Here is a 23,029-nt window from a genome sequence, read left to right as displayed (position 1 = left end):
CATAATTCGCTTTGTCATTGCGATCATCCAGGGTGGACAGTCAGTCACCAGCCTTCACTGGTTGACACAGTCTCGTTTTTCGTATTTTTATGGGGTTTATAGGCTGTTTAAGGCTATTTTTAGAGCGGATTCATTCTCTCATAAGATGGCTAAAATGCGTCTAGGATGGGGTGTCCGCCCTAGGGCAAGAATTCTTCGACGCCCTTATTTGCGAGCTGATCAGCCAGCTCATTCCCAGGCTGGCCGTTGTGCCCCCTAACCCAATGCCATGAGATTTCATGATCTGGAAGCAGGGCGTCCAGTGCTTGCCATAGATCGGCGTTTTTAACGGGATCTTTACTGGCGGTTTTCCAGCCCCTTTTCTTCCAACCCTCGAGCCATTCTGTAACGCCTTTTTGTACATATTGCGAGTCAGTCCAAAGCTCCACAGTGCTGCGCTGTTTTAGGGCCGTTAAGGCGAATATCACCGCACAAATCTCCATGCGGTTGTTGGTAGTCAGCTTTTCGCCGCCATGAATGCGCTTTTCGTGACCTCCTGAGCGCAAAACCGCACCCCAGCCACCTGGACCAGGATTGCCTTTGCAGGCGCCATCGGTATAAATAATAATGTGAGGGTATTTGGTATGTGGCATAGCAATAATTTACTTGGTATTGCTGTTCTTAAGGCTTTTTTGGATATTCCGACGCTCGGTTGCCGGGCTTAGCTGTTTTATTGCTGGCATGCGTACTCGTGAGGCAGTGCCAATTAGGCGGATACCCTGTTGACGTTTAATGGCTGAGACCAAGAAGACTGCGCCAAATATAGGCCACCAACGATTACCCATTTTTTCAAGGAAATTCATCTTCCGCATGACGGACTCTCCCTGCAGGGGAAATTTATAGTAACCAAAGTGGCCGCGATCAATGGAAAAGTTAAGTAATTCCAACCAGTCTTTGATGCGAATGAGGCTAATAAACTGACCATCTCTAGGCAAATAAGGGTTGCCGATTAATCTGCTGAGGTACTGCCTCATCCCCCATAAGCTTGCTGGATTGAAGCCAGAGATAATCAAGCGCCCCTCGGGTCGAAGAACTCGATCTACTTCACGCAATATTTGATGTGGGTCTGGCGCAAATTCCAGAACATGGGGGAGGACAATTAAATCTAGGCTCTCGTTGGCAAAAGGGAGCTCACTCGAGTTGCCTTCAATGAAGTGCCATTGGTGGTGTCTAGCATCAATCAGATTGTCGTTTGCGTGAACCAAAAGGGCATGGAGTGGCATCCGATTTTCACTGAGCGTGTTTATTTGGGGCATGCCGATTTGAACCGCATGAAAACCAAAGACATCGGCAACGATTTGGTTAAAACACTGCTGCTCCCATTTTAGTACATATTGACCGGGAGGAGATTGCAGCCATTTTTCCCAGGAGCTCCAAGGAGGCGCAGGCATCTGAGAGGGGATGGGTGGGGTTGGTATCATCGGTCTATGGATAAGAATACTGTATTGCAGGTCTGGCCCATACCGGCCTTTGATGATAACTATATCTGGTGCATTCACGATGGCATCTCTGCTTTAGTGGTGGATCCGGGAGACGCGCAACCTGTTTTAGAGTATCTGATGGTGAATTCATTAATTCTCAAGGGAATATTGATTACTCATCATCATCCGGATCATACGGGGGGCATCCTCAAGTTATTGCAAGATGTGAATATCCCAGTGTACGGACCAGTGGGCGATAACATTCCTGGCCGTACTGTGGCTGTGATGCAAGATGACAAACTTGAAATTGCCGCTCCTCGCATTAGCTTTAAAGTGCTTGAGGTGCCTGGGCATACTCTGAGCCACATTGCCTATTTTGCAAATATGCAGGCCAACGTTGTTGAGCCGATGTTGTTCTGTGGGGATACTTTATTCGCTTCTGGATGTGGAAGGTTATTTGAGGGTACGCCGACGCAGATGAGCGAGTCACTGGGAAAGTTTTCCTTACTTCCAAAAAATACTTTGGTTTACTGCGCTCATGAATACACCGTATCGAATATTCGCTTTGCTTTAGCAGTAGAGCCCAATAATCTGAATTTACTTTCGTGGGCAGAGCGGGCTCAGTCGCTGCGTAAACAGGGTCTACCAACACTCCCAACAACAATTGGTCAAGAGCTGCAAGTCAATCCTTTCATGCGTTGCGATCAGCCAGAGGTCATCTTCATGGCTAAAAAAGTTTCTGGGCAGAAGGAGTTTCCAACCCCGGCCCATGTTCTGGGGGTGATACGTGCTTGGAAAGATCGTTTCTGATGCGCATGATGTATGTGGCAATACTGTTTGCCGGTTTCCTAAGTGGTTGTGCGGGTACTGGCGATTGGTCTTCTGATGCGCCGACAAAGGCGAGCGCCAAAGCATCTAGAGCTGCGCGCGTAAATCTTAAAAATCAATCCGTTAGCAAATTCTATGCGCCGTCATACAATCTGTGGCTGCGCATTCGGGATGGATTCCAAATGAAGCCAATGAACACTCCTCTGGAGATAGAGCAAGTGCGTTGGTTAGCTGCCAGGCCCGATTACGTTAATCGTTCAATGACGCGCTCATCACGGTATTTGTTTTATATCGTCCAGGAAGTAAACGCACGCAATATGCCAACGGAGATTGCGCTGCTCCCATTTGTGGAAAGCGCTTTTGTTACCAATGCTAAGTCCAGTGCAAAAGCAGTGGGTTTATGGCAGTTCATGCCGGCTACCGGCAAGGATTTTCGTCTAACGCAAAATGTATTTAGAGATGAACGTCGCGATGTGCTGCAGTCTACGGATGCGGCCTTAGATTACCTGCAGCGCTTGAATAATCAATTCGGTAGCTGGGAGTTGGCACTGGCGGCATACAACTGGGGTGCTGGCAATATTGCCAAAGCTCAGAAGCGCAATGCTGCGGCGGGATTGCCAACGAATTACGAGAGCTTGACTTTACCGCGTGAAACGCGAAATTACGTTCCGAAGTTAATGGCCTATCGTCAAATCGTGCTAGATCCACAGTCATATGGAATTGTTTTGCCAGAGCTTGAGAACCATCCATACTTTGTGGCGCTTGATGTGGGTGGCGATATTGATGTTGCTTTGGCGATTAGGTTAGCTGAAATTCCTGCTGATGAATTTCATAGTCTCAATCCTTCATTTAATAAACCTGTGATCTTGAGTAATGCGAATCAGCAAATCCTATTGCCATTCGCACACGCTGAAATCTTCCAAGCAAATCTAAAGCAATACACCAAACCACTGTCGACATGGACAGCAGTTCAGGTATCTAAAACTGAGAGTGTGGACCAAGCGGCTAAAACTTTAGGGGTCGATGTTGATGCGCTGAGGGAGGTCAATGGGATACCGAAAGGTATGCGCATCAAAGCGGGCTCCACAGTATTAATTCCAAAAACCAGACGTCGTCTGGGGGATGTATCTACTGCAATCGCGGAAAATGCCAGATTAAGTCTAGAAAAGCCAGCACCCCCAGCGCCTAAATGTCCCAAAACCGTTAAGGGTTCAAAGGGCGGGAAATCTGCTAAATGCGCACCCCCAGTCACAACAAAAACAGCTGACAAACCGGGTTCTAAGGGTAATTCTTCCGGAAAAAATGCTGCATCTCAGCATAAATCCGCATCGACAGGGCTTGTAAAATCTGCGAAAAATGGTAATTCACCAATCTCTGCCAGCAATAACGCTAGTAAATGGGTGAATAAAAGCCAGTAATTTGAGTAACTTTTTTAAGAAATTAGGTTGACCATGTCCTATATAAAGCACATCATGAACGCTCAATTAAAGACCAGGATGGATTTTTTGGGGGCAAGCGCAATTAATCCATTGGGAAAAACCGTTTAATATAGTGCTGAATTACGACAATCCTCCGTTTGCGAAGTGGTCCGAGGGCGGCTTAACCAATCTTTGCTACAACGCTGTAGATCGTCACCTAACAGATCGTCCAGATCAAATTGCGCTGGTTGCTGTTTCAATAGAAAACAAACCGAGAAAAAGCATATACATTCAAAGAGCTATACGAAGAAGTCAAGCGTATGGCTGCAATCTATAAAGCAAATAGTATTCAAAAGGGCGATCGCGTACTTATCTATATGCCGATGATCGCTGAAGCTTGTTTTGCAATACTTGCTTGCGCCCGTATTGGCGCCATTCATTCCGTAGTGTTTAGTGGATTTGCATCTCATAGCTTGGCATCGCGTATTGATGATGCGAAACCAACACGGATTGTGACTGCTGAAGCAGGTGCGCGTGGCGGCAAGGCCGTGCCATATAAGCCCTTGCTTGACGAGGCAATCTCTCTTGCTGAATATAAGCCTGCAAAAGTATTGATTGTGAATCGTGGTTTGACTGAATGTACAACTGTGGCTGGCCGCGATTTGGACTATGCAACAGAACGTCAAAAACATCTGAAGGATGTAGTGCCTGTTGAGTGGGTTGATGCCACACATCCTTCTTATATTGTGTATAGCTCTGGTACTACCGACAAACCGAAGGGTGTGCAACGTGACACTGGTGGTTATGCGGTAGCGCTTGCCGCTTCAATGAAACATATATTCACTGGTAATGCCGGTGAAACCATGTTCTGTACATCAGACAGTGGATGGGTTGTTGGACATAGATACATTATTTATGCGCCATTACTCTCAGGCATGGCTACCATCATGTATTAAGGAACACCATTGCGTCCTGATGCTGGCATTTGGTGGGAGCTGGTAGATAAATACAAAGTATCTGTCATGTTCTCGGCGCCAACAGCTGTTCGTGTTCTGAAAAAACAGGACCCCGCATTCTTAACTAAGTACGATCTTTCTAAATTACGCGCATTGTTCTTGGCTGGCGAGCCTTTGGACGAACAAACCGCAAGCTGGATTCATGGCGCGATTAATAAGCCGATTGTGGCTAACTATTGGCAAACAGAAACTGGCTGGCCCATGTTGGCAATCCAGCGTGGATTAGAAGTAATGCCGCACAAATTTGGCTCACCAGGAGTGCCATCCTTTGGTTGCAACATGAAGTTGCTGGACGATGCGACCTCGGACGAATTGGGTCCAGATCAGAAGGGGGTGTGATTGCCATTGAAGGTCCATTGCCTCCGCGCTGTATGCAAACTGTGTGGGGTGACGATAAGCGCTTCATTAGCACCTATTGGGAAACTATTCCTGTCAAGTTAATTGACTCAACGTTTGACTGGGGTATTAAAGATAAGGATGGCTACTTCTTTATTCTGGGCCGTACTGATGATGTGATCAACGTTGCTGGCCATCGTCTTGGCACTCGCGAAATCGAAGAGAGCATCTCGAGTCATCCGAATATTTCCGAGGTAGCGGTGGTGGGTATTGAGGACAAGCTTAAAGGCCAGGCGGCTATTGCGTTTGTTATTCCAAAAGATGCTTCCAATACCGCCACTTTGGAGTCGGAGTGCATGAAGACTGTAGACAGCACGTTGGGCGCGATTGCTCGCCCTGGACGGGTGTATGTAGTTACAGCCTTGCCTAAGACTCGCTCTGGCAAGATTGTGCGTCGCGCTCTTCAGGCGGTTGCTGAAGGTCGTGATCCTGGCGATATCAGTACCATGGACGACCAGTCTGTTTTGGCTCAAATTAAGACCGTCATCGAGCAAAGTGCCAATGCTTAAAAACCGGTAATTTTGGACAAATTGCTCCTCCTGCCCAATGGCTGGGGGAGCTTTTTCCTTTTAGAGCCCATTGGGCTGGGGAGTCAAGGGTTTACGAGTAAAAATGGTATGATTTAAGGGTTCGAAACTAATTAAATACCCTAGCGCTTAAAGACACTCACCTCCCGCAAAAACATCCTCGGGTTGGTTTTTTTGAGGGTTTTGAGCGTCGGATGGAGCAGGGACTGGAGATGGTTTGTCACCCTTGCTTCCTTCTTTTTCCCCCGCCGTGTTGGCTCTAGCCGACGGCACTCTATTTCCCGGATTTAGTATTGGCGTCCCAGGCGAAACTACCGGCGAAGTTGTTTTCAATACCGCTTTGACTGGATACCAAGAGATCATTACTGATCCTAGCTATTCACGCCAAATCGTTACTTTGACTTACCCTCACATTGGTAATGTCGGTGTAAATGCTCAGGATGCGGAATCTGATCGGATTCATGCGGCAGGTCTGGTTGTAAAAGATCTGCCAAAACGGGTATCCAACTTCCGCTCAGAAGGCTCTCTTGATGATTATTTATCTAAAGCGGGGGTTCTAGGAATCTCCGGTATTGATACTCGTAAGCTCACCAGAATTCTTCGAGACAAGGCCGCTCAATCAAGCGCAATTGTTGCTGGCAAGGTGGGCGATAGCTACGAAACTTTAGGCAATAAGGCGCTTGAGCTTGCAAAGACTTTCGCTGGCATGGCTGGATTAGACTTGGCAAAAGTTGTTACTACTAAAAAATCATATGAGTGGCGTGAAGCTGAATGGGATCTGCACAGCCCTAATGGCAAACCAGCTTACAGAACTTTAGATACAAGCAAGCAAGTTAACAAAGTAGTTGCTTATGACTTTGGCGTGAAACGCAATATTTTGCGTATGCTCACCGAGCGCGGTTGCGAGTTAACGGTGGTCCCCGCACAAACTAGCGCAGCAGAAGTTTTGGCCATGAATCCGGATGGCGTCTTCTTTTCAAATGGTCCTGGAGATCCTGGTCCATGTGATTACGCAATTGCTGCCGCAAAAGAAATTATTGAAAAGGGTGTTCCAACATTTGGTATCTGTTTGGGTCATCAAATTATGGGCATTGCCGCCGGCGCCAAGACTTTGAAGATGAAGTTTGGCCACCATGGCGCAAACCATCCCGTTAAAGATTTGGATACTGGCCGAGTGGCAATTACTTCGCAGAATCATGGTTTTGCTGTTGACGCTAATACATTGCCAACCAATATTCGTGTTACCCATGTTTCTTTGTTTGACGGATCGTTGCAAGGGTTAGCTTGGAAATATAAACCGGCACTTTGCTTCCAGGGGCATCCTGAAGCCTCACCAGGCCCCCATGACATTGCCTATTTATTTGATCGTTTTGTGGAGCTCATGAATGCTGCCAGCAAGAAGGAGGGTAAATAATGCCTAAGCGTAGCGACATTAAGAGCATCTTAATTATTGGTGCTGGCCCCATTGTCATTGGTCAGGCCTGTGAGTTTGACTACTCCGGCGCGCAAGCTTGTAAAGCTTTGCGTGATGAAGGTTACAAAGTGATTTTGGTAAACAGCAATCCTGCAACCATCATGACCGACCCGGAAATGGCTGCTGTGACTTACATTGAGCCTATTACTTGGGAGGTAGTTGAGCGTATTATTTCTACCGAGAAGCCTGATGCGATTCTCCCAACCATGGGTGGCCAAACAGCGCTCAATTGCGCACTCGATTTACATCGTCACGGTGTTTTAGCAAAATACGGTTGTGAACTTATTGGCGCGTCTCCAGAAGCAATTGATAAAGCAGAAGATCGCCAGAAATTTAAAGAAGCCATGACCAAAATTGGTTTGGGCTCTGCGAACTCCGGTATTGCCCATTCAATGGATGAGGCTTATGAAGTGCAGCAGCGCATTCAAAAGGAAACCGGCAGCTCAGGCTTCCCTGTGGTCATTCGACCTTCCTTCACTATGGGTGGGTCTGGCGGTGGTATTGCTTATAACCGAGAAGAATTTGAAGAGATTTGCAAACGCGGTCTTGATTTATCGCCAACGCGCGAGCTCTTGATTGAAGAGTCTCTTTTGGGCTGGAAAGAGTTCGAGATGGAAGTGGTGCGTGATCGCAACGACAATTGCATCATTGTTTGCTCTATTGAAAACTTAGACCCAATGGGTGTGCATACTGGAGACTCCATTACGGTTGCTCCTGCGCAGACTTTGACAGACAAAGAGTATCAAATCATGCGTAATGCATCGATTGCGGTTCTCAGGGAAATTGGTGTTGATACTGGCGGGTCTAACGTGCAGTTCTCTATTAATCCAGTCGATGGCCGCATGATTGTCATTGAAATGAACCCACGCGTATCGCGTTCATCCGCATTGGCTTCAAAAGCAACTGGCTTCCCAATTGCAAAGATTGCCGCCAAATTAGCGGTAGGCTACACATTGGATGAATTGAAGAATGACATTACTGGTGGCGCTACACCAGCATCCTTTGAGCCTTCAATTGATTACGTGGTTACTAAGATTCCACGCTTTGCCTTTGAGAAATTCCCACAAGCAGATTCTCGTTTAACAACTCAAATGAAATCTGTTGGTGAGGTGATGGCGATTGGCCGCACTTTCCAAGAGTCTTTCCACAAAGCGCTTCGTGGTCTTGAGGTTGGGGTTGATGGTCTTGATGAAGTATCTACAGACCTTGATGACATCATCAATGAAATTAATGAACCGGGTCCAGATCGTATTTGGTATCTGGCAGATGCATTCCGTATGGGTATGGGTCTTGATGAGATCTATAGCGAGACGAAAGTGGATCCTTGGTTCTTAGAGCAAATCGAAGAGCTCATCACCATTGAGGCTGAACTTAAACAGCGCAAGATTGATAGCCTGACTGCTCCAGAATTACGCTTTGTAAAGCAAAAAGGCTTTTCTGATCGTCGCTTAGCAAAGTTATTGGGCATTGATGCCGCTTCAGTTCGCGCTGCACGTCATCGCTTAAAAGTGGTCCCTGTGTATAAGCGTGTAGATACCTGCGCAGCGGAATTCTCCACAAACACTGCCTACCTGTATTCAACGTATGAAGCAGAGCATGGCGAGTGCGAGTCACAGCCAACCAATAAAGAAAAGATCATGGTTTTGGGCGGAGGCCCGAATCGTATTGGTCAAGGTATTGAGTTTGACTATTGCTGCGTACATGCTGCCCTAGCAATGCGCGATGATGGCTATGAAACCATCATGGTTAACTGCAACCCTGAAACAGTTTCAACCGACTATGACACGTCCGATCGCCTCTACTTTGAGCCGCTGACTCTTGAAGACGTATTAGAAATTGTGGCTAAAGAAAAGCCAAAGGGCGTCATCGTTCAGTATGGAGGCCAAACACCTTTGAAATTGGCTTTAGATCTTGAGCGCAATGGCGTGCCAATTATCGGCACTTCACCAGATATGATTGACGCTGCAGAAGATCGCGAACGTTTCCAAAAGCTATTGCAAGACCTTGGTCTGCGTCAGCCGCCTAACCGAACTGCGCGCACCGAGGAAGAGGCTCTTAAGTTAGCTGAAGAAATTGGTTACCCATTAGTTGTTCGCCCATCCTATGTTTTAGGTGGTCGTGCAATGGAAATGGTTCATGATGGACGTGACTTAGAGCGTTATATGCGCGAAGCAGTAAAAGTGTCGCATGACTCCCCAGTGCTCTTAGATCGCTTCCTTAACGATGCAATTGAGTGTGATGTGGATTGCATTAGCGATGGTGGGACCGTGTTTATTGGCGGTGTTATGGAGCATATTGAGCAGGCTGGCGTTCACTCTGGTGATTCAGCGTGTTCTCTGCCTCCATACTCCTTATCGGATGCTACGGTTGAAGAAATTAAACGTCAAACAGCGGCAATGGCTAAGGGATTGAATGTGGTTGGTTTGATGAACGTTCAGTTTGCTATCCAAAATGTGGATGGCAAAGATGTGATCTATGTTCTTGAGGTTAATCCACGTGCGTCCCGTACTGTGCCATTTGTATCTAAGGCTTCTGGTCTGCAACTAGCAAAAATTGCCGCCCGTTGTATGGTCGGTCAGAAGCTGGCGCAGCAAGGTATCAAAGCTGAAGTGAAGCCTCCTTATTTTTCAGTCAAGGAAGCAGTCTTCCCATTTAACAAATTCCCTGGTATTGATCCAATTCTGGGGCCTGAGATGCGCTCTACCGGTGAGGTGATGGGTGTTGGCAAAACCTTCGGTGAAGCTTTGTTTAAGTCTCAGTTGGGTGCGGGTATTAAGCTGCCGAAGGGCGGCACAGCTCTTCTGACCGTAAAAGATAGTGATAAGCCTAAAGCGGTTGAAGTGGCTAAGTTATTGCATCAGCTTGGCTTTCCAATGGTGGCTACCAATGGAACGGCCGCCGCAATTGAGGCAGCTGGTTTACCAGTTCGAGTAGTGAATAAGGTGAAAGATGGTCGTCCGCATATTGTGGATTTCATTAAGAATGGCGAGATCTCATTGGTATTTACTACGGTGGATGAAACTCGTACCGCCATTGCTGACTCTAGATCCATTCGCACCAGCGCCCAAGCCAATGGCGTGACGTATTACACAACTATCAGTGCGGCACGTGCCGTCATGGATGGCTTGTTAGCATCCCAGAATGGAAAGCTAGAGTCGCTTGAGGTCTATTCCTTGCAGGGCTTACATCGGGCGCTTATTTAATCTAAAATTGACTTTTGTATGCGTAATTTTGCGCAAGAATTTTAAGTTAGGTTGGTTGTATGAGCACAATTCCGATTACTAAGCGTGGTGCGGAACTCCTCAAAGAGGAGTTGCAGCGCCTTAAGCACGTTGAACGTCCTGCAGTGATTAATGCAATTGCCGAGGCTCGCGCTCAAGGCGATCTTTCTGAGAATGCTGAATATGATGCCGCCAAAGAAAAGCAAGGCTTTATTGAAGGGCGCATTCAAGAGCTAGAAGGTAAGCTCTCGGCCGCTCAAATTATTGATCCTGCATCACTTGATGTGACTGGCCGAGTGGTATTTGGCGCCACCGTGGATCTCGAAGATCTTGAAGATGGCACTAAGTTCACCTATCAAATCGTCGGCGATGATGAGGCTGATATTGCTTCAAACAAAATCTCTATTAGCTCACCAATTGCCCGTGCCTTAATCAGCAAAGAAGAGGGCGATGTTGTGGGAGTCCAGGCCTCTGGTGGAAATCGAGAGGTAGAAATCTTGGCTGTGCGTTACGTCTAATGCATCAACAGCAGACCCAGAGAATCTTTCGCCTGATGTCAGGTCTCTGGGTTGGTAGCTTGATTTCTATTGGATTTTTAGTGGTGCCAGTTCTTTTTTCCAGCTTTGGCGACAGACAGGTTTCAGGAATGATTGCGGCATCCCTATTCAAATCAACTGCCTACATTGGCGTTCTCATTAGCGTGATACTGATGGTGATGGCTAACCACTTGGTTCGACTTGGCAACTCTCAGTTTCGTATTGCACGCTGGCTATTGCTTGGGATGTTGACTTGTACTGTTGGTGCTGCATTTATTCTCATACCGTGGATGAATTCCTTAAGAGATCAGGCCTTGTACTTGGGTTTATCGGTACGAGAATCAAGTAATGCGAATTTATTTTGTCGACTTCATGGAGTCTCTAATGTGTTATTTATGATCCAATCATTATTGGGTCTGGTGCTGGTGTGGCACGCAACAAAAAACGCCGACTAGCGGCGTTTTGTTTGAGATCTTTAATCAAGAGCCCAATGATTTATTTTTGGTGCTACTCATGCTGACTTTGCGTTTCTTAATCGGTGCTGGTGCTGCAGCAGCTTTTCTGTAGCCAGGGGAGGACCAGCCAATTTTTGACTCAGCGGCCTCTGAACGCACAACCCTTTTCTTGGGTGTTGCAGACTTAACGGCTGCAGCGCGCGCAAATGGAGATGCGTTAGAGGCAGAACGGCGGTCTGAGCGCTCGGAAGTGCTTGTGCGTACTCCAGCTTTGGGGGCTGCGCGATTAGGCTGACGTTTTGTGCGCGGCGCTTGTAAGGATTTTTTGGTTTGCTTGCTTGAGCGCACAAGATTACTGAACGCTTCTTCAACAGCGTCCTTTGGTTTCCAGAGTACAAGCAATTTACCGATATGCTGAACTGGTGCCGCATCTAATGTATCGCATAGCTCTTCATAAATTGCGACGCGAACTTTACGATCATCACCAAAAACGTGGATCTTGATTAAGCCATGGTGATTAATAGCTAGCTTCGCCTCTTTAACTACGGCTGGAGTTAAGCCATCTCCGCCGACCATAACAACAGGACTTAAGTCATGTGCGTCAGCTTTAAGAGATTTGCGTTGTGCGGGGGTAAGAATCAGAGAAGTCATGGGCTTGATGATAGAGCATTCATTGTCAAAATCCGTCACATTAGAGTGAATGTAGCGATTTTCCTTTAATTCCTTTTGCTTTAGGCGGCAGAAACCAAGAAAATGCTAGTTGAAAGTTGGTAAGTTGTGGCAAAGAATAAATTGAATAAAAGTTGGTTGCAGGATCATTTAACTGATCCCTATGTGAAGATGGCTCAGAAAGAGGACTATCGTGCAAGGGCGGCTTATAAGCTCAGTGAAATTGACGGGCAGGATCACCTCATCAAAGCAGGCATGACTATTGTTGACCTTGGGAGCGCCCCGGGAAGCTGGTCTCAGTACGCTCGCAACCGTTTAACGGAGCTAGGCAAAAGCAATCCCAAGATAGAGTCAGGAAAACCAGACGGGCAAATCATCGCTATTGATATTTTGCCTATGGAAGCTATTGCGGATGTTAGTTTTATTCAAGGCGATGTCCGTGAGGATGAGGGGCTTGCCGCATTGGAGGCTTTGCTGCCTAAGGATGCGGAAGGCAAAGTGGACTTGGTATTGTCAGACATGGCCCCAAACTTATCGGGTGTTGGTGTATCTGATGCAGCCAGAATGGCCTTTTTGGCGGAAATTGCACTCGATTTTGCTGTCGCACATCTAAAGCCCGAAGGCGCATTGTTAATAAAGTGCTTTAACGGCAGCGGCTATAGCCAGATTGTTGAGTCTTTTAAAAAGGTCTTCAAAACGGTTGTCTCTAGAAAGCCAAAGGCATCCCGAGCACGCTCTGCGGAGATATTTCTTCTGGGGCGAAACCTAAAACCGCCGAAATAGATCTTAAATGCCATCAATAACCCCGTTTTATAGGGGTTTATTAAATAAATACGCCATTAGCTCTTGAAACAGGGTGGTAGTAGAATCAAATACTTTGGTAGCGATTCGCTTTAACTCCTGGACCAATCCAGAAAAGGACTCATTTTGAACAGCAATATGTTCCAAAAAATCGGTGTGTGGCTCATTGTGGGCTTGGTGCTTTTTACTGTTTTTAAACAGTTTGATAAGCCCAAGGACCAGAATCAGGTTACCTATTCCCAATTCATGGATGACGCGAAAGCAGGAAAAGTAAAGCGTGTCGATGTTCAAGGGCGCACATTGCAGGTTACGCCTGCTGACGGCAATAGGTATTCGATTATTTCTCCAGGCGATATCTGGATGGTCGGTGATTTGATGAAGTATGGCGTTCAAGTGACTGGCAAAGCGGAAGACGAGCCTAATATGCTGGTTTCAGCTTTGTACTATCTTGGACCAACGCTATTGATTATTGGCTTTTGGTTTTTCATGATGCGCCAAATGCAAGGTGGCGGCAAAGGCGGCGCATTCTCCTTTGGTAAATCTAAAGCGCGCTTAATTGATGAGAATAGCAATACCGTAACCTTCGCAGACGTTGCTGGATGCGATGAAGCTAAAGAAGAGGTGTTTGAATTAGTAGACTTCTTAAAGGATTCACAAAAGTTTCAAAAACTAGGCGGTCGCATACCTCATGGCGTTTTACTTGTTGGTCCTCCGGGTACCGGTAAGACCCTTTTAGCGCGTGCGATTGCGGGCGAAGCTAAAGTTCCTTTCTTCTCCATCTCCGGCTCTGATTTTGTGGAAATGTTTGTAGGTGTTGGCGCTTCACGTGTTCGAGACATGTTTGAGAATGCCAAAAAGAATTCCCCTTGCATCATTTTTATCGATGAGATCGATGCGGTTGGCCGTCATCGTGGCGCTGGTATGGGCGGCGGTAATGATGAGCGCGAACAGACCTTAAACCAAATGCTGGTTGAAATGGATGGCTTTGAAAGCAATAGTGGCGTGATCGTGGTCGCCGCAACAAACCGTTCCGATGTATTGGATAAGGCATTGCTCAGACCGGGTCGATTTGACCGTCAGGTTCATGTTGGTTTGCCTGATATTCGTGGTCGTGAACAGATTCTGCAAGTTCACATACGTAAGGTTCCCATTGATCCAGATGTGAATGCTGCGGTCTTGGCTCGTGGTACTCCTGGATTCTCTGGCGCTGATTTAGCAAACCTAGTAAATGAAGCGGCTTTGTTCGCCGCTCGTCGCAACAAGCGCTCCGTTGATATGAAAGACTTTGAAGATGCTAAAGATAAGATCTACATGGGCCCTGAGCGTAAGTCTGCGGTAATGCGCGAAGAAGAGCGTCGCAATACGGCTTATCACGAGTCTGGACATGCGGTTGTCGCTAAGGTGCTGCCAAAAGCGGACCCTGTTCATAAAGTGACAATCATGCCGCGCGGCATGGCGTTAGGTGTGACTTGGCAATTACCGGAATTTGATCGTGTGAATCTATATAAAGATCGCATGTTGGGAGAGTTGGCAATCTTATTTGGTGGTCGTGCGGCAGAAGAAGTCTTCATGCATTCCATGAGTACTGGCGCATCCAATGACTTTGAACGTGCCACGAAGATGGCTCGCGATATGGTAACTCGCTATGGCATGAGTGATAGCTTGGGCATCATGGTGTATGTCGATACAGAACCTGAAAGCATGTTTGGGCGCAACAGCACTAAAACTGTTTCTGAGTTGACTCAACAAAAAGTAGATGCGGAAATTCGCACTTTGATTGATAGTCAGTATGCGCTGGCAAGATCAATATTGGAGCAAAATCGCGACAAGGTTGAGGCAATGGTTGCTGCTTTACTAGAGTGGGAAACTATTGATGCCGAGCAAATCAACGACATCATGGAAGGTCGCCCACCACGTGCGCCAAAACCGCCGCCAGCAACTCAGTTTGGCAATTCCGCTGGGACGCCTGGCCCGGCAGCTGGTAGCGCTCCCGCTACCGCATAAGTAAAGCAATAAGTTCGATCGTTGATGCGTTATCAAGGTCAGCAAGAGAGGTCCACAACTTGGCGTTTTGGGCGTTTTCTTTTTGATTTCACAAAACGTAAGCGCCCAATCGTGATGGGCATTCGCAATGCGACTCCCGATTCATTCTCTGATTGCGGAAAATTCAGCACCGCGAAGGATGCTATCGCCAGGGCAGAGGTGATGATTGCCGATGGTGTTGATCTTATTGATATTGGCGGAGAATCTACAAGACCGGGGGCAGATCCGGTACGGCTTCAAGAAGAGTTGGATAGGGTGCGCCCAGTGATTGAGGGGCTCAAAAATTGCGGCGTTCCGCTTTCCATTGATACCTATAAATCAGAAACAATGCGCCGGGCTTTACTTGCTGGCGTAGATTGCGTAAATGATATGTGGGCATTGAGACAGATGGGCTCTGTACATTCCGTTTCAGAAAGTCACAACTGTGGCATTGTATTAATGCATATGCAACGCGATCCCGTGAGTATGCAATTTAATCCTGAATACAAGAATGTTATTGCAGAAGTAAATCAATTTCTAAAAGAGCGTGCTGATCTATTGATTTCCATGGGGAGCGCCATTGAACGTATCGCCATTGATCTGGGATTTAGTTTTGGAAAGAGCTTGGAGCATAACCCCAACATGCTCAGAAACTTTGCAGATTTTTCTTCTCTAGGGTTTCCGGTATTGGCTGGCATCTCCCGAAAATCGATGATCGGGAAAATTACCGGCAAAGACACTAATGAGCGAGTTGCTCCCAGCATAGCCGAAGCCGTTATGGCCGCAGATCGTGGCGCCAAAATTGTCCGAGTCCATGACGTTGCTGAGACGGTTGATGCCCTAAAGCTCTGCGAGGCTATTGAAACAATGGGATCGGTCTAAGTTTTATAATGAAAAGCATGAAAAAACAATACTTTGGTACTGACGGAATTCGTGGTGAGGTTGGAAAATTTCCAATCGTCCCGGAATTTATGACTCGCTTAGGTTATGCGGCTGGCAACGTATTGTCTCGCGCTGCCAAACCAGGAGAGCGTTGCCAAATATTAATTGGCAAAGATACCCGCGTTTCGGGCTATTTGCTAGAGGCATCTTTAGAGGCTGGCTTTGCTGCCGCTGGCGTTGACGTCATGTTATGTGGGCCCATTCCAACGCCTGGTGTGGCTTATCTCACAAGAGCACTCCGTCTCTCCGCTGGATTGGTTATCTCCGCCTCTCATAATCCATATCAAGATAACGGTATCAAATTCTTTTCCGCGGATGGCGATAAGTTTTCTGATGATTTTGAATTGGCTATTGAAAAAGAATTGGAAGACCCAATAGGGTGCGTAAGTTCAAAAGATTTGGGGAAGGCCTATCGGTTGGATGACGCTGCTGGTAGATACATTGAATTTTGTAAATCTACAGCTCCAGGCAGTCTTAATCTTAAGGGTCTGAAGATTGTTGTAGATTGCGCGAATGGTGCCGCATATCACACCGCGCCGCATGTATTTCATGAGCTGGGTGCGGAAGTGATTTCTATTGGCGTGCACCCTGATGGTCGTAATATTAATGATGGCTGTGGAGCAACCGCTCTTGATGCTTTGATTGCAAAGGTCCAAGAGGTCAAGGCGGATATTGGCATTGCCTTGGATGGCGATGCTGACCGCCTGCAAATGGTCGATGCTACTGGCAGATTATTTAATGGTGATGAGTTGCTTTATGTGCTGGCCAAAGATCGCGTGGATCGTGTCCTGAACATTGGTGGTGTCGTAGGTACATTGATGACGAACTTTGCCGTTGAAAACGCCATAAAAGCACTGGGCATCAGCTTTGAGCGCGCAAACGTTGGTGACCGTTATGTTTTGGAGCTTCTTAAAAAGAATGGTTGGGATGTAGGCGGGGAAGGTTCTGGACATTTACTCTGTCTGGATCGCCACTCTACGGGTGATGGCACTATTGCCGCCTTGCAAATATTAGCTGTGATGAGTCAGTCTAAAAAGACTCTTGCGCAATTGTTGGATGCGGTAACTCTGTTTCCTCAGGTGCTCTTAAATGTGAAATTTAAACCCGGCTATGAGTGGAAGTTAGATGAAAAGTTAACGAAGAAAATTGCTCAAGTTGAAAGTGAGCTTAAAGGTGTTGGTAGGGTTCTGATTCGCTCCTCGGGAACCGAGCCTTTGTTGCGAGTCATGGTTGAGACACAAGACGGTGAAGTCTCAATGAGCGCTGCAAAGAGTATTGCCGATTTAATACCTACCGCATAGACACTTAGAACGCAGCTCTCACTCCCACCAATAAACTTCTGCCAGGCTGGGGCGCATATAGCCTCACAGCCATTTGAGAAGTCGTATAGCGCATCTCCTCATTTAGGAGATTTTTTAACATTAAATAGCCGCTCCAATTCACTTTTCCAATGCGTTCTGTGTAGGAGAGGTTGGCATTGACCAGGTTATAGCTTGGCGTTGGTCCGATTTCCCAACTGGCTAATTTATTTTGCTGGTAGCTGTAGAAGTAGCGCCCGCCTGCCAGCCATTGAGTTGATATCCTAATTCCGCTCCTAGGCGAGGAGCGGGCTGTAATGGAAGGTTGCCCCCTGATGCAAATGTTCCGCGCGACACATCTCCAAATACTCGAGTACCAATACCGGTTTCATTCCAGTTATAACTCAGCTCGCCTTCCGCACCCTGTATTGAGGCATTGGCTTGTGATGCTTGGACAACTGAAAAGTTTTCATTCGCCTTGCTGTATGAGCCCGTGTAGTAACCGTATATGAAATTGCTAAATTGATTGTTATAAATGCTAGCCTTGCTACGGATAATTCCAAGCGTCTTTTGAAAACTTAGCTCTAGATTATGAGAAGTTTCTCTTCCTCAGTTGGAATTGCCAATATCAAATGTCGCCGTTGAGTCATGGGGTCCATAAGAGTAAAGCTCTTGGGCGGAAGGTGCTCTTTGCGAAACTGTGTATGCAAGACCCAGGCCATAGCCTTTGGCAATATCCAGAAGCCCACCAACAGAGTAAGACACCAGATTAAATTGTCGACTTTGTAGTAATGGCGGATTATAAGAATTTGGTACGAAATCCTGGCTAGCTGCACTCGGAAACTGTGTTCCTGAAGTTGGGTTTTGAGTGGCATAGTTATAACGCGCTCCTATGCTGGTTTTGACCGGTCCATACCTTCCTTCTTCAACCAAGAAGAGCGCGGTCGAGTTGGCCTTGGTCTGCGGAACAATGGCATAGCTATTGGTTGATAAATCGGTTGCGTTCAGGGTTGCGCCTGTGATTTGAGTGCCAATAAATTCCTTTTGATCCCAGAAACTCTTTGTGAGCTAGTTCCAACCTAGCTTCTGTTGCGGTGTTATTCCATTGGGTTGAGGCAACTCCATTGTTGGTAAATTCGGTATGTTGGTAATTAGTATTGGCCGCGCTAATTTTGACTGAGCTAAATCCTGCAAAAGGATCGTTTGTCTGGTGGGCGAAATCATATCGATTTTGCGACTGCTCAATAAATCCACAATCGGGAGTGGAAATTCCGTAGCTATGATTCATGCGCTCTAAGGATATGCCGGTATAGCCATCTGTGCGCACATAACTAGCTCCTAGTCCCAAACTATTTTGATTGCTAAAGGAGAAGGGGAGTTTGCCGCTGTAGGGGATATTAACTGGCTCTCCGGGATTAATGGCCCAGTTCGCATTAGGACCGCCTTGTTCGGCAAATCCAGGAATGCGATAGTTATTTGAATTGCTGATTGATGCATCGAAATGTAAAGCCAGAGGGCCGGCTGGTGCGTCAAGCTCGATATTGACCGTCTTGCCTTGATTGACAGTTTCATAGCTTGTATTCATTGCGCCTGATATTTCATCTGGCATGCTTGTCACAATGCGATCATTTACAACGTTCACTAAACCACCACTTGAACCAGAGCCATAAAGTAGGGCGGAGGCGCCTCGCAAAATCTCAATTTGATGGGTGTTTTGCATAGGACTAGCGACAGCGTGATCCGGTGAAATGCTGGAAACATCTCCTACAGACAGGCCATTCTGCAGGATTTGTACACGCGCACCCTCCAAGCCGCGAAGCACTGGCCTTGAGGTGCCGGCGCCATAGCCGGTAGCGGCGACACCTACTTCATTCGCTAACGTTGCGCCTAGTGTTCCCGATAATTTGTTTTGGAGCTCATCTCCAGCTAAAACTTTATTGGGAGATAGGAAGCCCTGTCCGCTCTCTCGCACACCAGTCACATCCAATTGAGGTAATGACTCAGCTTGAGTTTGTGACCTTGCTGGACTCGTCAATAAGAGCAGAGTTAAAGCAAATAAATGAGTGTAAGAAAATAGTTTAAAGTGGTAATTCATATTCATCCAAGCTCACCAGACTATGGTGATTAATGAAAACGATGGTGCGCAATACTGCGCTAATGTTTTAAAGGATTAAGGAAGGTGGAGCGCGTGATTGATAAGCGCTATTGTTTGGACTTCTTAAAAATGCAAGATCGACATTATATTGATCTAACAAGCTTAGATGAATTGCTGAAATATCGTTTTGTGTGCTTGGAATAAATCCGGCTAATGAAAGCGCGTCAAATCAATGGCAAACTTCTAGGCTGTGGGTAAAGCTATTATCAGCATTGCTTGCTCCGCCAGCCTCCAGCGTTTGGCTTTGAAAGCCAGCATGAGAGATGCTATGAGAAAGGCCGGTACAATGCGTGCCAAGCAAGCAAAATACTAGCAAGATCGCGCCAAATGCAGCTTGAAATTGCTTTTTGAATTTGCTCGAAAAATAGGCAGACATGGGACGAATATTACAGGATTTGCCTCTAATGGGCCTCTCGGTGTAGAATATTGATTGCGTCGGAGTGTAGCGCAGCCTGGTAGCGCACCTGCTTTGGGAGCAGGGGGTCCAAGGTTCGAATCCTTGTACTCCGACCACTTTCTTTTAGTCTTAATTCAGTCCCAGTACACGCTGCCTATAGCTCAGCTGGATAGAGCAACGCCCTTCTAAGGCGTAGGTCGCACGTTCGAATCGTGCTGGGCAGGCCACTTCTTCTCATTTTCTCGGCATGTCCCAAAAAGCAGCTAATTAGTCTGTTTCCCAGACTACCACGCCTTAGAATGGCCCACTGAAAACTCGCCTATCTAGATTCTTACTGTTTTGCACTGTTTTGTTATCAGCTTGCTCTACCGCTAAATTAGAGGCTCGGCTTGATGCAAACCCTCGGTGTAAAGATGTATCGAACTCAAAATCGGGTGCATTAATGCCATGCCAGGGCACGGATAAGGCTTTTTACAGGGAGTTTGGTTTGGCTTCAGCAAAAGCGCCGGAAGTGAACAAATCTGCTCAATCGGGCGAAGTAGCGGGGCGGCAATTTGATTGCAAACCACAGGTTCACCAAAAGACTGGCAGCGCATTGCCTTGCCCAGCCCCAGATTAAATTGAAATAGGTATGATGTGCTTTATTAGAATTCATAACGCAATTTACTCACCTTGGACCCAGCATGAAAAAATAAATGTAGCACTCGCTTCTTTTGTAGCCGCAGTTGCTTTAACTGCTTGTAGCAATGCACCTAAATTGGCAACGCAGCCAATGCCTCAGTCGGGATTCTTGCCTGACTACAATCTTTTAGTTCCAATGGCAACAAATGAAACAGATACTCGAGTTTGGAGATATCGTGTTTCAAGTGTAAACCCAGGCGCATATACAGCAGTGATTTTGGATCCAATTTACTTAAATCAAAGTGCCACCAAAGAAGTTAGTTTAGATGTTATTAATAAAGCTACGGCTGCATTGCAGGCATCCATGGTGGAGGCGGTAAATTCGCGCGGGAATATTCGGATTGTTACTCACCCAGGACCTGGGGTTGCTCGTGTATCTGTTGGCATTACTGGTGCTGAAAGCTCAGCAGATAGTTTGCAGCCATGGAATTTCACGCCAATTGGTTTGGCGATGAATGCGGCTGCTTATGCAGGTGGCGTGAACTCTAAAATCCCCGCTCTTTTGGTGGATAGCAAAATCACTGATAGCCAATCAAAGCAATTGTTGGGCGAGGGCTTGATTACCGTTCAAGGTGAATCATTCAGAACCAATTTTGGCTCTGCAGACTCCTTTATTGCGATGGCTAAGAAAGTGGTTCGATCTGCCATGGAAACTTCAGCAAACCCTATGCCAACTCGCAAATAAGTCTCGACCATGAATTTTGTAATCAAATCATTTTTTATCCTGACTGCAAGCATTGCGATCGGTTTGCCTTTGACTGCTCAAGCTGATTCATCACGCAATCAAGCAATTGCTGAGCGTTTTGCCAAGTGCGATGCCAATCAAGATGGCAAACTCACTTTAGATGAGGCAAAGGGTTGCATGCCCCGCATTTACAGTAACTTTAGTTATATTGACTCAGGCAACAAAGGGTATGTCACTGTTGCTGAAATTCAGGCGATGGCCAGTAAGTAATGCTAAAACTTTAAGAGCCTCTGCAAAGAGGCTCTTTTTTATTGGGTAAATCATGTCCGTTTCTTTTCCTGGCTTTAAAGAAAATAAAGTTACTATCCCATCTGATGATGGTTCTATTGATATTGCTTATCTGATTGGCGGTAGCGGATCACCTTTATTGTTGCTTCATGGCTTCCCGGAAACCAAAGCAATTTGGAGTCAGGTTGCTCCTGAATTGGCGAAAGACTTTACAGTGATTGCATCTGATCTAAGGGGGTATGGCGCTTCATCAAAGCCGTATGGCAAAGCAGATCACTCAACCTATTCCAAAAGATCAATTGCAGCTGACCAGCACGCATTAATGAAGGCATTGGGATACGAGTAGTTCTTCTTGCTTGGTCATGATCGAGGTGGACGTGTATCCCACAGGTTGGCCATGGATTTTCCACAAAGCGTTCTGTGTTTAATGATTCTGGACATTTCTCCAACATTGGCAATGTATGAAAGTACAACAATGGCTTTTGCCAAGGGCTATTGGCATTGGTTTTTCTTGATTCAGCCCGAGCCAGTTCCTGAAACAATAATTGGGGCTAATCCAGAGTATTGGCTCAAAAATCATATGGGACGACATGCGGGAACAGGAATATTCTCCCCGGATAGATGGATGGAATATCTAGCAGGCGCCAGCAATCCGGAAAGCCTGCATACGATGTGCGAGGACTACCGAGCTGCTGCCTCTATTTATTTAATTCATGATCGGGAAGATCGTACATCCGGCAAGCTATTTCAGATGCCCTTAATGGTGCTTTGGGGCGCGCATGGGTTAGTAAATCAGTGCTATCAGCCTGTGGAGGACTGTAGGCGGGTGGCTGCTTCAGAAATCGCTGGAAAGCCTGTTCCGAGCGGACATTACATTCCAGAGGAGATTCCAGGTCTTTTATTGGCTGAATCAAGAGCATTCTTTGGAAAGAACATCTAGATTGAGCATATAAAACAAAAATCCCCAAATAAATCAGTTATTTATGGATTGAATTCTTACTCTGGATGAAAATTATTGCTCGCCATGAAGCTGCTGGTGCGCTCAAAGCCCAGGATGCGAATATAGCGCCAAGCAATATCGCGATATTGGCTATCCAGATAGCCAATAGCGACCTCAGGCGTCCTTTTGGACAAGTTTGCGCGGGCCCAACGTTTGAGTCTTGTTGACATATTTGTCACCTCCATGGCCATACAACGCACGAAAAACGCCTCAAGATGACATGAATTACAAAATATTTCACAAAAAGCTTCGTTTTTCTTCAATCGATAGCGCTTCAGGGTAATGAGGGGTATTTTCTGCGTCTAGAGCCTTTCAATGGCTTTATCAGGAATTGTGCCGCCACAAAATCCGGCATGACTACTTCCCAGAGCGCTCTGATTGAAGTTTTCTCTTCAAGTCTTTTGCCTCTTTTTTAATGGGCTTCAGATAAATGAGTAGACAAACAAATCCAACTGTTGCGAGTATGGTCTCAAGAAGCGCAAGCCAAAAGTTGAGCCCCGTTTCCAGAATGCGAACTAGGCCTTCTGTTACATACAACAAGATCAACATGGATGCCCATTGCATGGTGTAAACCTTGCCCTTCCAGAGGCCGGGAATGGCAAATAACAGAGGAATTCCTTTGAGAATTAACCAAGATCCACAGGGTCGCAAGGGCGAAAGAAACCATTCCCAACGCACACAGAGAATAAATAAATCGATAAATGCGGCCGTAGCGATCAGTTGATAGGGGTTCTTATTGAGAATATTTTTAATCACGATG

General features: G+C 46.5%; 19 protein-coding genes, 2 tRNA genes and 3 pseudogenes. 17 read left to right on the top strand and 7 right to left on the bottom strand.

The window, feature by feature from the left end; translation table 11 throughout:
- Positions 1–179: 179 nt before the first annotated feature.
- Both rnhA and DXE35_RS04770 read right to left on the bottom strand, forming a co-directional pair.
- Positions 180–632, bottom strand: a complete 453-nt coding sequence (rnhA, locus tag DXE35_RS04775; RefSeq protein ID WP_114689739.1) for a ribonuclease HI — start codon at positions 630–632, stop codon at positions 180–182.
- A gap of 9 nt (positions 633–641) precedes the next feature.
- Positions 642–1,262 carry a class I SAM-dependent methyltransferase gene (locus DXE35_RS04770; RefSeq protein ID WP_231970017.1) on the bottom strand — a complete coding sequence of 207 codons (621 nt, stop codon included), beginning with the start codon at positions 1,260–1,262 and terminating at the stop codon, positions 642–644.
- Between the two features lie 204 nt (positions 1,263–1,466).
- Here DXE35_RS04770 and gloB point away from each other — a divergent pair, with 204 nt between their 5' ends.
- The 7 genes and pseudogenes from gloB to DXE35_RS04735 all read left to right on the top strand — a co-directional run bounded on the left by gloB (position 1,467) and on the right by DXE35_RS04735 (position 11,331).
- Complete coding sequence (gloB, locus tag DXE35_RS04765) at positions 1,467–2,270, top strand: hydroxyacylglutathione hydrolase (protein ID WP_114689737.1); 804 nt, start codon at positions 1,467–1,469, stop codon at positions 2,268–2,270.
- Entirely contained in the window at positions 2,252–3,706 is a 1,455-nt protein-coding gene (locus DXE35_RS04760) for a transglycosylase SLT domain-containing protein (RefSeq protein ID WP_231970016.1), read from the top strand. Before gloB ends, DXE35_RS04760 begins: the two co-directional genes overlap by 19 nt.
- 65 nt (positions 3,707–3,771) lie before the next feature.
- A pseudogene (locus DXE35_RS04755) lies at positions 3,772–5,627 on the top strand (propionate--CoA ligase).
- A gap of 244 nt (positions 5,628–5,871) precedes the next feature.
- Positions 5,872–7,059 (top strand): glutamine-hydrolyzing carbamoyl-phosphate synthase small subunit, encoded by a 1,188-nt coding sequence (gene carA, locus DXE35_RS04750; RefSeq protein WP_114690380.1) that lies wholly within the window; start codon positions 5,872–5,874, stop codon positions 7,057–7,059.
- A complete protein-coding gene (gene carB, locus DXE35_RS04745; protein WP_114689735.1) occupies positions 7,059–10,322 on the top strand; it encodes a carbamoyl-phosphate synthase large subunit in 3,264 nt (1,087 codons plus the stop codon). The genes carA and carB overlap by 1 nt, the downstream gene beginning before the upstream one ends.
- A gap of 59 nt (positions 10,323–10,381) precedes the next feature.
- The gene (greA, locus tag DXE35_RS04740) at positions 10,382–10,858 is read left to right on the top strand and encodes a transcription elongation factor GreA (RefSeq protein ID WP_114689734.1); all 477 of its coding nucleotides are present in this window, start codon (positions 10,382–10,384) and stop codon (positions 10,856–10,858) included.
- On the top strand, positions 10,858–11,331 hold the full coding sequence (locus DXE35_RS04735; protein ID WP_114689733.1) for a DUF4149 domain-containing protein: 474 nt from the start codon (positions 10,858–10,860) through the stop codon (positions 11,329–11,331). The genes greA and DXE35_RS04735 overlap by 1 nt, the downstream gene beginning before the upstream one ends.
- A 24-nt stretch (positions 11,332–11,355) precedes the next feature.
- Here the strand turns inward: DXE35_RS04735 and DXE35_RS11215 are convergent, their stop codons facing one another.
- Complete coding sequence (locus tag DXE35_RS11215) at positions 11,356–11,982, bottom strand: YhbY family RNA-binding protein (RefSeq protein ID WP_114689732.1); 627 nt, start codon at positions 11,980–11,982, stop codon at positions 11,356–11,358.
- A gap of 126 nt (positions 11,983–12,108) precedes the next feature.
- On the opposite strand from DXE35_RS11215, the gene DXE35_RS04725 reads away from it, so the two are divergent.
- From DXE35_RS04725 to glmM, 4 genes are all read left to right on the top strand, one after another.
- Positions 12,109–12,783, top strand: coding sequence for an RlmE family RNA methyltransferase (locus tag DXE35_RS04725; protein WP_114689731.1), 675 nt, complete (start codon positions 12,109–12,111; stop codon positions 12,781–12,783).
- Between the two features lie 144 nt (positions 12,784–12,927).
- Positions 12,928–14,805 carry an ATP-dependent zinc metalloprotease FtsH gene (gene ftsH / locus DXE35_RS04720; protein WP_174220941.1) on the top strand — a complete coding sequence of 626 codons (1,878 nt, stop codon included), beginning with the start codon at positions 12,928–12,930 and terminating at the stop codon, positions 14,803–14,805.
- Between the two features lie 24 nt (positions 14,806–14,829).
- Positions 14,830–15,705: a dihydropteroate synthase gene (gene folP / locus DXE35_RS04715; protein WP_114689729.1), complete on the top strand. Its 876-nt coding sequence runs from the start codon at positions 14,830–14,832 to the stop codon at positions 15,703–15,705.
- 17 nt (positions 15,706–15,722) lie between these two features.
- Positions 15,723–17,066 (top strand): phosphoglucosamine mutase, encoded by a 1,344-nt coding sequence (glmM, locus tag DXE35_RS04710; protein ID WP_114690379.1) that lies wholly within the window; start codon positions 15,723–15,725, stop codon positions 17,064–17,066.
- Between the two features lie 219 nt (positions 17,067–17,285).
- On the opposite strand, the pseudogene DXE35_RS10415 reads toward glmM, so the two are convergent.
- Positions 17,286–18,035, bottom strand: a pseudogene (locus DXE35_RS10415) (TonB-dependent receptor domain-containing protein).
- Between the two features lie 7 nt (positions 18,036–18,042).
- Complete coding sequence (locus DXE35_RS09665) at positions 18,043–19,158, bottom strand: TonB-dependent receptor plug domain-containing protein (RefSeq protein WP_197713973.1); 1,116 nt, start codon at positions 19,156–19,158, stop codon at positions 18,043–18,045.
- Between the two features lie 496 nt (positions 19,159–19,654).
- Here DXE35_RS09665 and DXE35_RS04695 point away from each other — a divergent pair.
- The 6 genes and pseudogenes from DXE35_RS04695 to DXE35_RS04670 all read left to right on the top strand — a co-directional run bounded on the left by DXE35_RS04695 (position 19,655) and on the right by DXE35_RS04670 (position 22,209).
- Positions 19,655–19,731 (top strand) — tRNA-Pro (locus tag DXE35_RS04695).
- A gap of 34 nt (positions 19,732–19,765) precedes the next feature.
- Positions 19,766–19,842 (top strand) — tRNA-Arg (locus DXE35_RS04690).
- A gap of 260 nt (positions 19,843–20,102) precedes the next feature.
- Positions 20,103–20,234, top strand: coding sequence for a hypothetical protein (locus tag DXE35_RS10965; protein WP_269459863.1), 132 nt, complete (start codon positions 20,103–20,105; stop codon positions 20,232–20,234).
- Positions 20,235–20,246: 12 nt separating this feature from the next.
- Positions 20,247–20,981, top strand: coding sequence for a DUF3313 domain-containing protein (locus DXE35_RS04680; RefSeq protein WP_231970015.1), 735 nt, complete (start codon positions 20,247–20,249; stop codon positions 20,979–20,981).
- A 9-nt stretch (positions 20,982–20,990) separates the two neighbouring features.
- A complete protein-coding gene (locus DXE35_RS04675) occupies positions 20,991–21,251 on the top strand; it encodes an EF-hand domain-containing protein (protein WP_114689726.1) in 261 nt (86 codons plus the stop codon).
- Positions 21,252–21,303: 52 nt separating this feature from the next.
- A pseudogene (locus DXE35_RS04670) lies at positions 21,304–22,209 on the top strand (alpha/beta hydrolase).
- A gap of 56 nt (positions 22,210–22,265) precedes the next feature.
- Here the strand turns inward: DXE35_RS04670 and DXE35_RS04665 are convergent.
- Entirely contained in the window at positions 22,266–22,439 is a 174-nt protein-coding gene (locus tag DXE35_RS04665) for a hypothetical protein (RefSeq protein ID WP_162784961.1), read from the bottom strand.
- Between the two features lie 187 nt (positions 22,440–22,626).
- Positions 22,627–23,025: a DUF2069 domain-containing protein gene (locus DXE35_RS04660; protein ID WP_114689724.1), complete on the bottom strand. Its 399-nt coding sequence runs from the start codon at positions 23,023–23,025 to the stop codon at positions 22,627–22,629.
- Between the last annotated feature and the right edge of the window lie 4 nt (positions 23,026–23,029).

Source organism: Polynucleobacter necessarius, assembly GCF_900095215.1.
In the GTDB taxonomy this organism is placed as follows: domain Bacteria; phylum Pseudomonadota; class Gammaproteobacteria; order Burkholderiales; family Burkholderiaceae; genus Polynucleobacter; species Polynucleobacter necessarius_H.
The sequence above is the reverse complement of the archived record's forward strand: the minus strand, read 5'-3'. Positions and strand labels throughout refer to the sequence as shown.

Coding starts and splice junctions, on each gene's coding strand:
- rnhA (WP_114689739.1), bottom strand. CDS start 632: ATGCCACATACCAAATACCCTCACATTATTATTTATACCGATGGCGCC.
- DXE35_RS04770 (WP_231970017.1), bottom strand. CDS start 1,262: ATGCCACTCCATGCCCTTTTGGTTCACGCAAACGACAATCTGATTGAT.
- gloB (WP_114689737.1), top strand. CDS start 1,467: ATGGATAAGAATACTGTATTGCAGGTCTGGCCCATACCGGCCTTTGAT.
- carB (WP_114689735.1), top strand. CDS start 7,059: ATGCCTAAGCGTAGCGACATTAAGAGCATCTTAATTATTGGTGCTGGC.
- greA (WP_114689734.1), top strand. CDS start 10,382: ATGAGCACAATTCCGATTACTAAGCGTGGTGCGGAACTCCTCAAAGAG.
- DXE35_RS04735 (WP_114689733.1), top strand. CDS start 10,858: ATGCATCAACAGCAGACCCAGAGAATCTTTCGCCTGATGTCAGGTCTC.
- DXE35_RS11215 (WP_114689732.1), bottom strand. CDS start 11,982: ATGACTTCTCTGATTCTTACCCCCGCACAACGCAAATCTCTTAAAGCT.
- folP (WP_114689729.1), top strand. CDS start 14,830: ATGCGTTATCAAGGTCAGCAAGAGAGGTCCACAACTTGGCGTTTTGGG.
- glmM (WP_114690379.1), top strand. CDS start 15,723: ATGAAAAAACAATACTTTGGTACTGACGGAATTCGTGGTGAGGTTGGA.
- DXE35_RS09665 (WP_197713973.1), bottom strand. CDS start 19,158: ATGAATTACCACTTTAAACTATTTTCTTACACTCATTTATTTGCTTTA.
- DXE35_RS04680 (WP_231970015.1), top strand. CDS start 20,247: ATGATGTGCTTTATTAGAATTCATAACGCAATTTACTCACCTTGGACC.
- DXE35_RS04675 (WP_114689726.1), top strand. CDS start 20,991: ATGAATTTTGTAATCAAATCATTTTTTATCCTGACTGCAAGCATTGCG.
- DXE35_RS04665 (WP_162784961.1), bottom strand. CDS start 22,439: ATGTCAACAAGACTCAAACGTTGGGCCCGCGCAAACTTGTCCAAAAGG.